This window comes from Proteus hauseri (assembly GCF_040139125.1).
GTDB lineage: Bacteria > Pseudomonadota > Gammaproteobacteria > Enterobacterales > Enterobacteriaceae > Proteus > Proteus hauseri_B.
This window is the reverse complement of sequence record NZ_JBEEUB010000003.1, coordinates 233,220-247,694: the sequence shown is the minus strand read 5'-3', so window position 1 is coordinate 247,694 and position 14,475 is coordinate 233,220. Positions and strand designations below refer to the sequence as shown.

General features: G+C 39.6%; 16 protein-coding genes. 15 read left to right on the top strand and 1 reads right to left on the bottom strand.

Annotated elements, in window-relative coordinates; translation table 11 throughout:
* The first annotated feature begins 87 nt into the window (after positions 1-87).
* The 4 genes from glyA to ABN099_RS07020 all read left to right on the top strand — a co-directional run bounded on the left by glyA (position 88) and on the right by ABN099_RS07020 (position 4,738).
* Positions 88-1,341 (top strand): serine hydroxymethyltransferase, encoded by a 1,254-nt coding sequence (gene glyA / locus ABN099_RS07035; RefSeq protein ID WP_349462937.1) that lies wholly within the window; start codon positions 88-90, stop codon positions 1,339-1,341.
* A 92-nt stretch (positions 1,342-1,433) separates the two neighbouring features.
* Positions 1,434-2,588, top strand: a complete 1,155-nt coding sequence (locus ABN099_RS07030; protein ID WP_349462936.1) for a 3-phenylpropionate MFS transporter — start codon at positions 1,434-1,436, stop codon at positions 2,586-2,588.
* A gap of 188 nt (positions 2,589-2,776) precedes the next feature.
* A complete protein-coding gene (locus ABN099_RS07025) occupies positions 2,777-4,045 on the top strand; it encodes a M24 family metallopeptidase (protein ID WP_349462935.1) in 1,269 nt (422 codons plus the stop codon).
* Positions 4,046-4,069: 24 nt separating this feature from the next.
* Entirely contained in the window at positions 4,070-4,738 is a 669-nt protein-coding gene (locus ABN099_RS07020) for a CerR family C-terminal domain-containing protein (protein WP_349462934.1), read from the top strand.
* A gap of 93 nt (positions 4,739-4,831) precedes the next feature.
* On the opposite strand, the gene suhB is transcribed toward ABN099_RS07020, so the two are convergent.
* Positions 4,832-5,635, bottom strand: coding sequence for an inositol-1-monophosphatase (gene suhB, locus ABN099_RS07015; RefSeq protein WP_349462933.1), 804 nt, complete (start codon positions 5,633-5,635; stop codon positions 4,832-4,834).
* A gap of 124 nt (positions 5,636-5,759) precedes the next feature.
* On the opposite strand from suhB, the gene trmJ reads away from it, so the two are divergent.
* The 11 genes from trmJ (at position 5,760) to ABN099_RS06960 (ending at position 14,231) form a co-directional block, all read left to right on the top strand.
* Entirely contained in the window at positions 5,760-6,488 is a 729-nt protein-coding gene (gene trmJ, locus ABN099_RS07010; protein ID WP_349462932.1) for a tRNA (cytosine(32)/uridine(32)-2'-O)-methyltransferase TrmJ, read from the top strand.
* Between the two features lie 131 nt (positions 6,489-6,619).
* Positions 6,620-7,114: a Fe-S cluster assembly transcriptional regulator IscR gene (gene iscR / locus ABN099_RS07005; protein ID WP_349462931.1), complete on the top strand. Its 495-nt coding sequence runs from the start codon at positions 6,620-6,622 to the stop codon at positions 7,112-7,114.
* 69 nt (positions 7,115-7,183) lie between these two features.
* Entirely contained in the window at positions 7,184-8,398 is a 1,215-nt protein-coding gene (locus ABN099_RS07000) for an IscS subfamily cysteine desulfurase (protein ID WP_349462930.1), read from the top strand.
* 24 nt (positions 8,399-8,422) lie between these two features.
* Entirely contained in the window at positions 8,423-8,809 is a 387-nt protein-coding gene (gene iscU / locus ABN099_RS06995) for a Fe-S cluster assembly scaffold IscU (protein ID WP_023581622.1), read from the top strand.
* Positions 8,810-8,899: 90 nt separating this feature from the next.
* A complete protein-coding gene (gene iscA, locus ABN099_RS06990; protein ID WP_349462929.1) occupies positions 8,900-9,223 on the top strand; it encodes an iron-sulfur cluster assembly protein IscA in 324 nt (107 codons plus the stop codon).
* A gap of 48 nt (positions 9,224-9,271) precedes the next feature.
* Positions 9,272-9,793 (top strand): co-chaperone HscB, encoded by a 522-nt coding sequence (hscB, locus tag ABN099_RS06985; RefSeq protein WP_349462928.1) that lies wholly within the window; start codon positions 9,272-9,274, stop codon positions 9,791-9,793.
* Between the two features lie 11 nt (positions 9,794-9,804).
* Positions 9,805-11,655: a Fe-S protein assembly chaperone HscA gene (hscA, locus tag ABN099_RS06980; protein WP_349462927.1), complete on the top strand. Its 1,851-nt coding sequence runs from the start codon at positions 9,805-9,807 to the stop codon at positions 11,653-11,655.
* Positions 11,656-11,657: 2 nt separating this feature from the next.
* Positions 11,658-11,993: an ISC system 2Fe-2S type ferredoxin gene (fdx, locus tag ABN099_RS06975; protein ID WP_349462926.1), complete on the top strand. Its 336-nt coding sequence runs from the start codon at positions 11,658-11,660 to the stop codon at positions 11,991-11,993.
* A 15-nt stretch (positions 11,994-12,008) separates the two neighbouring features.
* Positions 12,009-12,203 (top strand): Fe-S cluster assembly protein IscX, encoded by a 195-nt coding sequence (gene iscX, locus ABN099_RS06970; protein WP_432807485.1) that lies wholly within the window; start codon positions 12,009-12,011, stop codon positions 12,201-12,203.
* Positions 12,204-12,485: 282 nt separating this feature from the next.
* A complete protein-coding gene (gene pepB, locus ABN099_RS06965; protein ID WP_349462925.1) occupies positions 12,486-13,781 on the top strand; it encodes an aminopeptidase PepB in 1,296 nt (431 codons plus the stop codon).
* A gap of 30 nt (positions 13,782-13,811) precedes the next feature.
* On the top strand, positions 13,812-14,231 hold the full coding sequence (locus ABN099_RS06960) for an enhanced serine sensitivity protein SseB C-terminal domain-containing protein (protein ID WP_349462924.1): 420 nt from the start codon (positions 13,812-13,814) through the stop codon (positions 14,229-14,231).
* Positions 14,232-14,475 lie beyond the last annotated feature (244 nt).

Sequence of the window (14,475 nt, the reverse complement as noted above, 5' to 3'; positions counted from 1 at the left end):
TTAGGAAAAAGAGTTTACACTGTATGCCATTCTTTCTCCCGCAAGGGAGTTTGTCTTTAGTGAAGTTAGCTGAGTCAGGAGATGTGAATGTTAAAACGTGAAATGAATATTGCTGATTACGATCCAGAATTATGGAACGCGATGGAAGGTGAAGTTGTTCGTCAAGAAGAACATATCGAATTAATTGCTTCCGAAAACTATACCAGCCCTCGTGTTATGCAGGCGCAGGGATCTCAGCTGACAAATAAATACGCAGAAGGCTACCCGGGTAAACGTTACTACGGTGGTTGTGAATATGTTGACGTTGTAGAGCAACTGGCAATTGATCGTGCTAAAGCGCTATTTGGTGCCGATTACGCTAACGTTCAACCACATTCAGGCTCTCAAGCTAATGCTGCTGTTTATATGGCACTGTTACAACCGGGTGATACTGTATTAGGTATGAACTTGGCGCAAGGTGGTCACTTAACTCACGGTTCACCAGTTAACTTCTCTGGTAAACTGTATAACATCGTACCTTATGGTATTGATGAAGCAGGTAAAATCGACTACGAAGATATCGCTATTCAAGCTAAAAAACATCAGCCAAAAATGATTATTGGTGGTTTTTCTGCTTATTCTGGTCTGGTTGATTGGGCTAAAATGCGCGAAATTGCAGACAGCATTGGTGCTTTCCTGTTTGTTGATATGGCTCACGTTGCAGGTATGGTTGCAGCAGGCGTTTATCCTAACCCTGTTCCACATGCTCACGTAGTGACAACAACAACCCACAAAACGTTAGCAGGTCCACGTGGTGGTCTTATTCTTTCTAAAGGTGGTAGCGAAGAGTTTTATAAAAAGCTCAATTCTGCTGTATTCCCAGGCTCTCAAGGTGGTCCTTTAATGCACGTTATCGCAGGTAAAGCGGTAGCATTAAAAGAAGCAATGGAGCCAGAGTTTAAAGTTTATCAGCAACAAGTGGCTAAAAACGCTAAAGCAATGGTAGAAGTTTTCTTAGAACGCGGTTATAAAGTAGTGTCTGGCGGAACTGAAAATCACCTGTTCTTATTAGATTTAGTTGATAAAGACATTACAGGTAAAGATGCAGACGCAGCTTTAGGTCGTGCAAATATCACTGTTAACAAGAATAGCGTACCAAATGATCCTCGTAGCCCATTTGTTACTTCAGGTGTTCGTATCGGTTCTCCAGCTATTACTCGTCGTGGTTTTAAAGAAGCGCAAGCGCGTGAATTAGCCGGTTGGATGTGTGATATCCTCGATAACATCAATGATGAAGCGAACATTGAAAAAGTTAAACAGAAAGTCTTGGGTATCTGCGCTAAATTCCCGGTTTACGCATAAGTTTGTAACGTTATAATAAAACCCGTTATACAAGCCCGCTACGAGAACATGTTCTTGGCGGGTTTTTTTGCATTTTTAAAATGGGGGATTGGATGGTAATTCCATCAACATTGTGGCTTGCCTTAGATTATTTTACATATTTCTTCTCATATGGCATTTTTCTACCATTTTGGTCAATTTGGCTAAAAGGCGAAGGTGTCGATCCTGCAATGATAGGTTTATTATTAGGGGTAGGTTTAACCGCGCGTTTTGTTGGTAGCCTAGTTTTAACTCCTGCGGTAAAGGATCCATCTAAACTTATTACTGCGCTACGACTACTTGCTTTTCTCTCATTACTCTTCACCGTTGCATTTATGTTTGGAACTCACTGGGCATGGCTCTTTTTTGTTATGACTGGTTTCAACGTATTCTTTTCGCCAATGGTGCCATTGGGGGACTCTTTAGCAGGGACTTGGCAGAAACAGTTTCCATTTGATTATGGAAAAATCCGTGTTTGGGGTTCGGTAGCATTTATTATTAGTTCATCATTACTAGGAATATTAATTGATGCTTATGGACATCCCATTATTCTTTATGGATTAATTGCAAGTACATTGGCACTATTTTTAACCTCAATGCTGCGCCCTAAAGTTATGCCGCAAGGTAAGGTGAAAAAAGCAGAACATAGCAATATCACCTTTATGCAGTTAGTTTCAGATGCTCCTGTTTGGCGTTTTTTATTATGCGTATCTTTATTACAAGGTGCACATGCTGCTTATTACGGTTTTAGTGCTCTTTATTGGGAAAAAGCGGGCTATGATACCGCCACAATAGGCTATTTATGGTCATTGGGCGTTGTTGCAGAAGTTGTTGTTTTTATGCTGAGCCATCGCTTATTTCGTCGTTGGAGTGCAAGAAATCTATTATTGCTTTCTGCATTTTGTGGGCTTTTACGCTGGGGATTAATGGGCAGTTTTACCGCATTACCAGCACTGATTGTTGTTCAAATATTACACAGCGGAACATTTACGGTTTGTCACCTAGCTGCAATGCGTTTTATTAGCGCGCGTCAAGAGCATGAAATTATTCGCTTACAAGCGGTTTATTCTGCATTAGCAATGGGTGGAAGTATTGCTGTAATGACGATTATTTCAGGTTGGCTATATGAAAAATTACCCGGACAAGAGGGGGCTATTTTTTGGCTAATGGCTGCATTAACTATTCCAGCAATGTTTATTAGACCTAAGGTTAGACCGCAAAAAAGCTAATATTAGCTCTAAATAATAAAAATTCGTCATATTGAAAGATAGGGCGGATTTTTTTATTTATTAAATCCCAATAAGATCATTATGTTACTTATAAGCGCATTTTTTGATCAATCAAATGATTGACGATTATTTTTTTTCGATCTAAATTTAATTCATTCAAATGAATGAATATCGAAAAGGATAATATAATGACCGAGAAATTAGTTATTCCAGCAAGTTTCTCTTTACAAGAGAGAGACCGACGTTGGCAACTCGCTAGAGATATAATGAAAGATAATCAATTAGATACACTGATTGTCTATGGTGATAGAGAATCTGCAGCACCTGCACCGTTTTGTATCGACCACTATTTTACTAATGATCGATTAGGTTCTGTGGTTATCTTTCATGAAAATCAAAAACCTCTGATTGTGACTTTTGCTCCAATGATGATAGCGGATCATATGCAAGCCAAGTTACGAGGTGATTTGCAATGGATTGATGAAGATAACTTAGTTGTAGGTAAAACGGGGCGTAATATTGCCCAACTTCTAAAAGAAATGGGTGTACAGCAAAATGCTCATATTGGTGTCATTGGTTTAGAGCCTTATCCACCGTTTTATTTCGATGGTGCAATGCCATTTAATACGCTTAATGGCATTAAAGATGCTTTTCCTCATGCTAAGTTTAGTTGTGTATATCGTGACTTTTTTAAACGAGCTTCAGTAAAAAGTGAAGAAGAGTTGCAGCATGTAAGATATGCCGCAGCGATTGGTGAAGCGATGAGTGAAGCGATGCGCGTCACAACTAAACCCGGCGCAACAGAAGCCGATTTAGCGGCAGCAATTACGGCAACATGCTTGTCTCGAGGTGGTTTTACCGCTGAAATTTTATTAGGTTCAGGCTCTGAATATATTGGTTGGGGACCTCCAGCTTGGCAATATCGCTCTCAAGCTCCTCGTGAAATTCAAACCGGTGATATTGTTTTATCAGAGATTTTCGCGTTATATGGTATGTATGAAACACAACACCAAGCGGCAGTTGCAGTAGGCAAAATTCACGAAAATCTAGAAAAAGCGGCATTAGTTGCACGAGAATGTTATGAAATTGGAGTGGATTGCTTGAAAGCTGGAGTCACTTTTGGTGAAGTGGTTGATTTAATGGAAAAACCGCTTTTAAAATCAGGTGGCTGGCATGTTCATCCTCTGATCCATAGCATTAATCCTTATGGACCCATTGGTTTTGGCACGGCACCAGGTATTGAATCACTTCCTTTAGCGAGTCGTTACAAACAAATTGAGCGATTACCAAATCCTGGTCGAGAATTAGTGTTACAAGAGGGAATGACATTTGCATTTGAACCCAATTGTGGCTTTGGCTATCATCTTTGTAACTTAGGCGGCACCGTTGTTGTGGGTAAAAATAGAGGGATTGAATTAAATTCAAACTCAACACAATTGATGCGTGCTGATTTATAACCTGATAATAAGTAACTATTAATAATGAAAAACACCAGCAAAACCTCCGTAAGTGCAGAGCAAACACAACAGCGATTAGTGGAAGAAGGAATAAAACTTTTTGCATTACATGGCATTAGTGGACTAAGAACGCGACAACTTGCGCAGGATGCTGGTGTTAATCAATCAGCTATTCCTTATCATTTTGGTGGAAAGCTAGGTGTATATACCGCAGTTATTCAGCATATTGCTACAGAATTAGCTGCAGAGATCCATTTTGAACAATTTGACCTTCAATTTCAGCCACTGTTAGAAGCACCAAAGCCAAATAAAGAGTCCATTGCTCAGCTTATTACTTTATTAGCTACAGGTCTTTGTCGTGCATTATTAGCACCGGAACGAAAATATTACAGCCAATTGATTTTACGTGAGCAACTAGAACCAACAGAAAATTATGAATTAATCTATCGTAACCTTATTGAACCTTTTCATTATCGGCTTTCGAATATTATTATGCTGATAGATAAAAACAGTACTACATCCACAATAACTATTCGTGCACATGCAGTAATAGGGCAGATTTTAGGTTTTGTAATTGCTAGAAAAGCATTTTTATTGCGGCTTGATAAGCAAGAAATATCAAATTCACTCTTAACAGATATAGCCCAAGAAATAAGCCAACTCTCTGTAAATGCATTACTGACAGTAAAATAATTATCAATAAGAATATCGATAAGAAAAAAGACCACGACATTATCTGCCATGGTCTTTTATTTTATTCTTTAGCGCGTATTCGCATTAACAAAATTAACGTTTTAATGCGTCTGTTAATTCGCTACGAATTTCTGCTAATAATGCTCTTACTACACGTGGATTACCTGCAACAATATTACCAGTTTGAAGGTAACCGTGGTTGCCAGTAAAGTCAGAAACAATTGCGCCTGCTTCACGAGCAATTAATTCGCCCGCTAAGAAATCCCATGGTTTTAAACCAATTTCAAAATAGCCATCAACACGACCTGCAGCAACATAAGCTAAATCTAATGCAGCAGACCCTGAGCGACGGAAATCAGCACAAGGAACAAATAATTTACTTAGCATATTAATATAAGCGGCTGAGTGCTGTTTACATTTAAATGGAAAACCAGTTGCCAGTACAACACCTTCTAAATCGCGCGCATTTGAACCACGTAGACGATAACCATTTAGCTGTGCACCTTGACCACGAACGGATGAGAATAGCTCATTACGCATAGGATCGTAGACAACAGCCACTTCAGTACGGCCTTTAATGCGTACAGCAATAGAAACAGAGAAGTGTGGAAGACGTTTGATAAAGTTAGTAGTGCCATCTAGCGGATCAATAACCCATTGTATATCGTAATCTTCACCGATTAACTCGCCACTTTCTTCTGTAATAATGGTGTGTTTTGGATAAGATTTACGAATAATTTCAATGATTGCTTGTTCAGCTTCACGATCAACGTTAGTGACAAAATCATTGCTGCCTTTCTGGCTCGCTTCAACAGAAGCAGGATTTTCGTAACTTTTGGCGATTAAATTACCAGCCTTACGCGCAGCGCGTATGGCAATATTCAGCATCGGATGCATGGTTATCTTCCACAAGATGTTAAAGAACGGGGATAAAAAACGTGCCAGAGTATAACAGGCATTCGTGTTTCTGGCTACATTTGTGATAAAATAGATGGATCACCAAGCAAACAATTAGATATCAATGTTAGAAAATATTCGTATTATCCTGGTAGAAACCTCTCATACAGGCAATATGGGCTCTGCAGCCCGAGCGATGAAAACGATGGGATTAACTAATCTCTATTTTGTTAATCCAAAAGAAAAACCGGATTCACATTCTATTGCACTTTCTGCAGGTGCAAGTGATGTTATTGGCAATGCACATATTGTTGAGTCTATCGATGAAGCAATTGAAGGTTGTGGATTAGTTATCGGCACCAGTGCTCGTAGCCGTACCCTTTCTTGGCCAATGTTAGCACCACGCGAATGTGGTGAGCGTTGTGTTGTTGAAGCGGCAAACAAACCGGTTGCCGTTATTTTTGGTCGTGAACGTACAGGTTTAACTAACGAAGAATTACAAAAATGTGATTTTCATCTGTATGTTCCAACTAACCCAGAATATGGTTCTTTAAATTTAGCGATGGCTGTTCAGCTTGTTTGTTATGAAATTCGCATGGCAGCACTTGCTCAAGAAGGGAAACAAGAGGAAAATAGTCCATCAGAGACTGAGTATCCGCCAGCAGAAGATATTGAACGCTTTTATGTTCACTTAGAGCAGGTACTTAATGAGTCTGGATTTATTCGTCCTAAACATCCAGGACAAATCATGAGCCGTTTACGCCGTCTATTTACGCGTGCTCGCCCAGAAACACAAGAGCTTCATATCTTACGTGGCATTCTGACTTCTGTTGAGAAATGGGCTAAGAAATAGAGGGCAAAGTTGATTAACAAAAGCGACTAATTCTCTGAACTGAATACTTGACTAAAACACTCAGATAAATAGTTGACTAAAATACTCAGGAATGACACAATTTGATTATTGTTCACCACGGAGTATTTGTTATGAGACTGACATCAAAAGGGCGTTATGCCGTTACTGCGATGCTTGATGTTGCATTGCACTCACAGCAAGGCCCTGTCCCCCTCGCTGATATTTCTGAGCGTCAAGGGATTTCCCTTTCTTATCTTGAGCAGCTTTTTTCACGTTTGCGCAGAAACGAGCTAGTTGCAAGTGTTCGCGGCCCTGGCGGCGGATATCTACTAGGTCGTGAAGCTGGGCAAATTTTTATTGCTCAAGTTATTTCTGCGGTTGATGAATCTGTCGATGCTACCCGTTGTCAGGGTAACAAAGAAGGCTGTCAAGGTGGCGACCGTTGCCTGACTCATACTTTGTGGCGTGATTTAAGTGATCGTATTACCAGTTTTCTTAGCAGTATCAGCCTTGAAGAGTTAGTGAATAACGAAGAGGTTATGGATGTTGCCGACCGTCAAGACAATGAAAAACGTCGGACGCTCAATGGCCGTGTACAAGAAACCATTATTAATATGCGTGTGTAACGGCGATTTTTGAGTAGGCAAAAAACAAAATTATTAAAGAAGATTCGTCGTCTTTGGAGTTAGTGAGCAATGAAATTACCCATTTATTTAGATTATTCAGCAACCACTCCTGTTGATCCACGAGTTGCTGAAAAAATGATGCAATGTCTGACAATGGACGGTATTTTTGGTAACCCAGCCTCGCGTTCACATCGCTTTGGTTGGCAAGCAGAAGAAGCGGTTGATATTGCCCGTAATCAGATTGCTGATTTAATTGGTGCAGATCCTCGCGAAATCGTTTTCACATCAGGCGCAACTGAAGCTGATAACCTTGCATTAAAAGGTGTTGCTAACTTTTATCAAAAGAAAGGCAAACACATCATCACGTCTAAAACTGAACATAAAGCTATCTTAGATACTTGCCGTCAATTAGAACGTGAAGGTTTTGAAGTTACTTATTTAGCACCAAAACGTGATGGTCTTATCGACCTGAAAGAGCTTGAAGAAGCTATGCGTGAAGATACTATTTTAGTTTCTATTATGCATGTAAATAACGAAATTGGTGTGGTTCAAGATATTGCTGCTATCGGTGAATTATGCCGTAGCAAAGGTATTATTTACCATGTAGATGCGACACAAAGCGTTGGTAAATTACCTATCGATCTTTCTAAATTAAAAGTCGATTTACTCTCTCTTTCTGCACATAAAGTATACGGACCTATGGGTATTGGTGCGCTTTATGTTCGCCGTAAACCACGTATTCGCTTAGAAGCACAAATGCATGGTGGTGGACACGAGCGTGGTATGCGTTCAGGCACATTAGCCGTTCACCAAATTGTGGGTATGGGTGAAGCTTACCGTATTTTGAAAGAAGAAATGGCTGATGAAACTAAACGTTTGAATGAATTACGCTTACGTTTATGGAATGGTATTAAAGATATTGAAGAAGTTTATATCAACGGCTCTTTAGAACACACCGCGCCAAATATCCTTAATGTGAGCTTCAACTATGTTGAAGGTGAATCATTAATGATGGCACTGAAAGACCTTGCTGTTTCTTCCGGTTCGGCATGTACTTCAGCAAGTTTAGAGCCTTCTTATGTTCTGCGTGCTTTGGGTCTTACTGATGAATTAGCACACAGTTCTATTCGCTTCTCTTTAGGTCGTTTCACTACAGAAGAAGAAATAGATTATGCAATTGAACAAATCCATAGTGCAATTGGTCGCTTACGTGATCTTTCACCACTTTGGGATATGCATAAACAAGGTGTTGATATCAACAGTATCGAATGGTCTCACCATTAATCAGACGTTTTCAGGAGTTAAATCATGGCTTATAGCGATAAAGTAATTGATCATTATGAAAATCCTCGTAACGTGGGATCATTTGATAACAACGATCCTACAGTAGGTAGTGGTATGGTTGGCGCACCCGCTTGTGGTGACGTAATGAAGCTACAAATCAAAGTTGATGATAATGGCGTAATTGAAGATGCGCGTTTTAAAACTTATGGTTGTGGTTCAGCAATTGCTTCAAGTTCATTAGTGACTGAATGGATGAAAGGCAAGACATTAGACGAAGCAGAATCTATTAAGAATACCGCTATTGCAGAAGAACTCGAATTGCCACCAGTGAAAATTCACTGTTCAATTCTTGCAGAAGATGCGATAAAGGCAGCGATTGCAGACTATAAAAGCAAACGCCAAGGCAAGTAATTGTCTTTTATAATAAAAAAATAAAATATTGGCGGATGCTGAAGATAACTTTTCAGTATCCGCTTTCGTTCTTTATGAGTGAGGTGTGCCATGTCAATTTCCCTTACAGAATCCGCTGCGAATCGAGTTCGCTCTTTCTTGTCTAATCGTGGTAAAGGCGAAGGTTTGCGTTTAGGTGTTAGAACATCAGGCTGTTCAGGAATGGCTTATGTTCTTGAGTTTGCTGATATCATCAATGACGAAGATACCGTTTTTGAAGACAAAGGTGTGAAAGTTATCATTGATGGGAAAAGCATTGTCTATTTAGATGGAACAGAGCTTGATTTTGTCAAGGAAGGATTAAACGAAGGCTTTAAGTTTAACAACCCTAACGTTTCAAATGAGTGCGGTTGTGGTGAAAGCTTTACTGTGTAATTTGTGTTAAAACACGGTATTAACGTTAATTAATCCAAGAGTAGATGTATGGACTATTTCACACTATTAGGCATGCCTAATCGTTTTGATATTGATAAACAGCAACTTGCGTCACGTTATCAGGATATGCAACGTCAATATCATCCTGATCGTTTTGCTGGTAAATCAGAAAAAGAACAGACTCAAGCTATTTCCCTTGCTTCAACAATCAATCAGGCTTATCAGACCTTAAAAAATCCTCTCTCTAGAGCAGAGTATATGCTTTCGTTGCAAGGCATTGATATTGCAAATGAGCAGCAAACTATGCACGACACTGCATTTCTAATGGAGCAACTCATGCTTCGTGAAGAGTTGGATAATATTGAACACAGTATTGATGCTGAGAATTTACTGGCTGATTTTACCTCTCGTCTAGAAAAAATGTACACAATACGTCATGACGAAATGGTGAAAACGCTAGATAGCCAAAATTGGGATGCTGCTGCTGATAATGTTAGAAAATTACGTTTTCTAGCTAAGTTGAAAGAGCAAGTAGAGCATTTAGAAGAACGCCTGTTTGATGGTTTTTAAGGGAAATTGTTATGTCATTATTACAAATTAGCGAACCAGGTCTAACTCCTGCGCCACATCAGCGTAGACTTGCTGCGGGTATCGATTTAGGAACGACACACTCGTTAGTTGCCACTGTACGTAGTGGGCAAGCCGAAGCGCTTTCTGATAACGAAGGTCGCTATTTATTGCCATCTGTTGTGCAGTATCAGGTTGATAATATTAATGTAGGTTGGAAGGCAAAAAAAGAAGCTGAAAAAGACCCTGCAAATACTATTAGCTCGATAAAACGTATGTTAGGCCGTTCATTAAGTGATGTGACTAGCCGTTATCCAAATTTACCTTACCACTTTCATGATAATGAAAATGGCTTACCGCTGATTAAAACACCCGCAGGTATTGTTGATCCTATCCAAGTCTCCTCTGACATCCTTAAAGCGCTTGCTGATCGTGCAGTCCAATCACTCGGTGGTGAACTTGATGGTGTTGTTGTTACGGTGCCTGCTTATTTTGATGATGCACAGCGTCAAGGTACTAAAGAAGCAGCACGCCGCGCTGGATTACATGTTTTGCGCCTACTTAATGAGCCTACTGCTGCTGCAATAGCTTATGGTTTAGATTCAGGAAAAGAAGGCACCATCGTGGTTTATGACTTAGGTGGTGGTACTTTTGATATCTCTGTTTTACGCTTAACCAAAGGTGTTTTTGAAGTTTTAGCTACAGGTGGTGATACCGCTTTAGGTGGTGACGACTTTGATATGATGCTTGCTGATTGGATAAGAGAGCGTGCAGGCTTTGGTCATCAAAAAAATGCCATATTACAACGCCAATTGCTGGATATTGCATCAGAAACAAAAATTGCCTTAAGTGATAATGATGTCGCTGCTATCAATATTAATGGTTGGAAAGGTGAGATCACCCGCGCTGAATTTGAATCGCTGATCCACTCATTAGTTAAACGTACACTACTATCTGTTCGTCGAGCACTGAAAGATGCTGATATTGAAATTGATGATGTGCTAGAAGTCGTTATGGTTGGTGGTTCTACTCGTGTTCCTTTAGTTCGTCAAATGGTTGGTGACTATTTTAAGCGTGAACCGCTTACTTCGATTGATCCTGATAAAGTCGTTGCGATAGGCGCTTCAATCCAAGCTGATATTTTAGTGGGAAATAAACCTGATAGCGATATGCTACTTCTTGATGTTATTCCACTTTCTCTTGGTTTAGAAACCATGGGTGGATTAGTCGAGAAGGTTATTCCTCGTAATACCACTATTCCTGTTGCAAGAGCACAAGAATTTACCACGTTTAAAGATGGTCAAACGGCAATGAGTGTTCATGTCGTGCAAGGTGAACGTGAAATGGTAAGCGATTGCCGATCTCTGGCTCGTTTTACATTGCGAGGTATTCCTCCAATGGCGGCAGGTGGTGCGCATATTCGTGTGACTTTCCAAGTTGATGCTGACGGCTTATTGAGCGTGAGTGCTATGGAAAAATCAACGGGTGTTGAAGCCTCTGTACAAGTTAAACCGTCTTATGGTCTTAGTGATACTGAAATCGCTAAGATGATCCAATCTTCGATGGAAAATGCCCAAGAAGATTTACAAGCTCGTCGCCTTGCTGAGCAAAAAGTTGAAGCAGCTCGTGTGTTAGAAAGTTTAACCGCAGCATTAGAAGAAGATGCTCATCTCTTAAATGAAGATGAGAAAACTGCTATCGACAAAATGGTAGATACCTTAATAGAAAGCGTTGAAGGGACAGATCCTGTCGCGATTGAAAACGCTATTAAACAACTGGATAAGCAAACTCAGGATTTTGCAGCGCGCCGTATGGATAGCTCCATTCGCCAAGCGTTGGCAGGTCATTCTGTGGATGAGATATAACTATGCCTAAAATTGTATTTTTACCCCATAGCACACTTTGCCCGGAAGGTGCCGTTGTTGAAGCCACTGAAGGTGAATCTATTCTTGATGTCGCGTTACGTAATGGCATTGAGATAGAACATGCTTGTGAAATGTCATGTGCATGTACCACTTGCCACTGTGTTGTCCGTGAAGGTTTTGATTCTCTTGAAGAGAGCTCAGAGCTTGAAGACGATATGCTAGATAAAGCATGGGGATTAGAACCCGAAAGCCGTCTAAGTTGTCAGGCAAAAGTGACAGATGAAGATTTAGTCGTTGAGATACCTAAATATACGATTAACCATGCTAGAGAACACTGATTTTAGGAGATAAATATGAAATGGAGTGATACCCGAGAAATAGGGGAAGCCTTATTTGATCTCTATCCTGATACTGATCCTAAAACGGTTCGCTTTACTGATATGCACCAATGGATTTGTGAACTAGATGATTTTGATGATGATCCACAAAAATCAAATGAAAAAGTTCTCGAAGCGATCCTTTTAGTGTGGTTGGACGAATTTGAGTAAGTAGTGCAGCAATAATTGCATTCTAAAGACTGGCTGATGCCAGTCTTTTTATTTATGGCTATGATAATAACTCGCTATTTACCAAGATAAAATAACTAGAACTAGGGAAGTAATTGAATCTTGTTTTGCGATATTGTACGTAGAACATAATGCAAGCCTCCGAGAAGCCCTGATAGATATAGTGTCCTTTCTATTTTTGCCGTAAATTAATAACTCTGAAAGGTAAATATCTGCTAGTCTGGGTGGGTTAACTGCCACCAGTAATAATAAGTGAGATAATAAATGAACAAACAAATAATGCCTATCATGCTGTCTAATGAACCTGCATCAGCATGTTGGGGTGAAAAAGCACTAATTAGCACTAACGAAACTGGCATGACTGTCCATTTAACTGAAGAAAATCGATTAGGCGCAATTCAGCGTGGTGGACGTAAAATCGATAGCCAAGGCATTCGCAATGTTGCTCTTGTTGGTGATGGTTGGGATTTAGAACGTAGCTGGGCATTTTGGTTAGGATTTAGAGCACCAAAAGGGGCACGCTCAATAGAGTGGCCACAATTAGACGACGCGGATAAACACGAATTAGAATCACGTATTCGCATTGTTGATTGGGTTAGAGATACCATTAATACACCAGCAGAAGAGTTAGGGCCTGAACAATTAGCACAACGCACGGTTGATCTATTCTGCGGTCTTGATAAAGACGAAATTAGTTACAAAATCACTAAAGGCGCTGATCTACGAGATCAAAACTATGCTGGTATCTACACAGTAGGTCGTGGTTCTTCACGTGATCCTGTCTATTTATCGCTAGATTTTAATCCTACCCAAGATCCTAATGCACCTGTATTTGCTTGCCTTGTAGGTAAAGGCATCACTTTTGATTCAGGTGGTTATAGCATCAAACCTTCATCATCCATGAACTCAATGAAAGCAGATATGGGCGGTGCAGCAACATTAGCAGGTGCTTTAGCATTAGCGATGACTCGTGGTTTAAACAAACGTGTAAAATTACTGCTATGTATTGCTGATAACATGGTAAGTGGTAATGCCTTTAAACTAGGCGATATCATTCGTTATCGTAATGGTAAATCTGTTGAAATAATGAATACAGATGCTGAAGGTCGCTTAGTACTGGCTGATGGTCTTATTGATGCAAGCAATATTGCTCCTGAATTAATTATTGATGCAGCAACCTTAACAGGTGCAGCAAAGGTAGCGGTAGGTAATGACTATCACTCTATTTTAAGCTTCGATGATAATCTTGCTGCTGAATTACTAAATAGTGCTGACCAAGAAAATGAGCTGTTTTGGCGCTTACCATTAGCTGATTTCCATCGTAGTCAGCTACCTTCAAGCTTTGCAGATCTGAATAATATTGCAGCACCTTCTCATACTGCGGGTGCAAGTACAGCTGCGGCATTCTTATCGCATTTTGTAACTAACTATAAAAAAGGTTGGGTACATATCGATTGTTCTGCAACTTACAGAAAATCTTCTGTAGAGCAATGGGCGGCAGGTGCAACAGGTTATGGTGTTCGTTCTATCGCTAACTTGTTATTAGCAAAAGCAAAATAAAAATAAACGTTATTTGATTTGGAGTTTGTTATGGCTGTATCTGAGCAATTTGAGACACAAGAAATTGTTGCTGTTGAAGGTTCTTCTTTAAAATTAAGTGTTCTAGAACCACAACCTGAAAAATTGGCAAATGCATTAAGTGAGTTTTTTATTCAGCATAAGCCTATTCGCAGAGCGTTTATTGTTAATGCGCAGGAAGTTGGAGATGAAGAATCATTTTATCTCATTGGATTAGAGATCACCGGAGAAGAAGAGATTATTGCTGAGTTACTTCCACAAGCTGCTGAATCTGCTTTTGAGCACTTAGAAGAAGGTCAATCAATTGATTTTTGCTTTGTAAACAAAGATGAAAAAGGTGTGAGTCATTTTATGATCCACCATGTATCACCTTTTTATCAACGCAAACTTGGTGGCTTCTTACGTAAGGGCATTCCAATAGTTAATCTTTAAGATTAGCACATTAAATTTAGGCGATATCTCATCAGATATCGCTTTTTTTTACCCTATAATGGGGAAATGATTAAACCAGCAAATTGTTTGCATTTATATGTAACACGTTGTTTTTAGATGGTCTTTGCTAAAAAAGTGAAAATAAATCTATATTGGGTACTTAGTAAGCCTATATTATCCGATAAAATGTAATAGATATTGTCACTTTTTATCTTATTAGAAGCGCCATTTTTATATATTATCT

Bases quoted from the DNA above. Each gene is read 5' to 3' on its own strand.
- glyA (WP_349462937.1), top strand. From the start codon at position 88: ATGTTAAAACGTGAAATGAATATTGCTGATTACGATCCAGAATTATGG.
- ABN099_RS07030 (WP_349462936.1), top strand. From the start codon at position 1,434: ATGGTAATTCCATCAACATTGTGGCTTGCCTTAGATTATTTTACATAT.
- ABN099_RS07025 (WP_349462935.1), top strand. From the start codon at position 2,777: ATGACCGAGAAATTAGTTATTCCAGCAAGTTTCTCTTTACAAGAGAGA.
- ABN099_RS07020 (WP_349462934.1), top strand. From the start codon at position 4,070: ATGAAAAACACCAGCAAAACCTCCGTAAGTGCAGAGCAAACACAACAG.
- suhB (WP_349462933.1), bottom strand. From the start codon at position 5,635: ATGCATCCGATGCTGAATATTGCCATACGCGCTGCGCGTAAGGCTGGT.
- trmJ (WP_349462932.1), top strand. From the start codon at position 5,760: ATGTTAGAAAATATTCGTATTATCCTGGTAGAAACCTCTCATACAGGC.
- iscR (WP_349462931.1), top strand. From the start codon at position 6,620: ATGAGACTGACATCAAAAGGGCGTTATGCCGTTACTGCGATGCTTGAT.
- ABN099_RS07000 (WP_349462930.1), top strand. From the start codon at position 7,184: ATGAAATTACCCATTTATTTAGATTATTCAGCAACCACTCCTGTTGAT.
- iscU (WP_023581622.1), top strand. From the start codon at position 8,423: ATGGCTTATAGCGATAAAGTAATTGATCATTATGAAAATCCTCGTAAC.
- iscA (WP_349462929.1), top strand. From the start codon at position 8,900: ATGTCAATTTCCCTTACAGAATCCGCTGCGAATCGAGTTCGCTCTTTC.
- hscB (WP_349462928.1), top strand. From the start codon at position 9,272: ATGGACTATTTCACACTATTAGGCATGCCTAATCGTTTTGATATTGAT.
- hscA (WP_349462927.1), top strand. From the start codon at position 9,805: ATGTCATTATTACAAATTAGCGAACCAGGTCTAACTCCTGCGCCACAT.
- fdx (WP_349462926.1), top strand. From the start codon at position 11,658: ATGCCTAAAATTGTATTTTTACCCCATAGCACACTTTGCCCGGAAGGT.
- iscX (WP_432807485.1), top strand. From the start codon at position 12,009: ATGAAATGGAGTGATACCCGAGAAATAGGGGAAGCCTTATTTGATCTC.
- pepB (WP_349462925.1), top strand. From the start codon at position 12,486: ATGAACAAACAAATAATGCCTATCATGCTGTCTAATGAACCTGCATCA.
- ABN099_RS06960 (WP_349462924.1), top strand. From the start codon at position 13,812: ATGGCTGTATCTGAGCAATTTGAGACACAAGAAATTGTTGCTGTTGAA.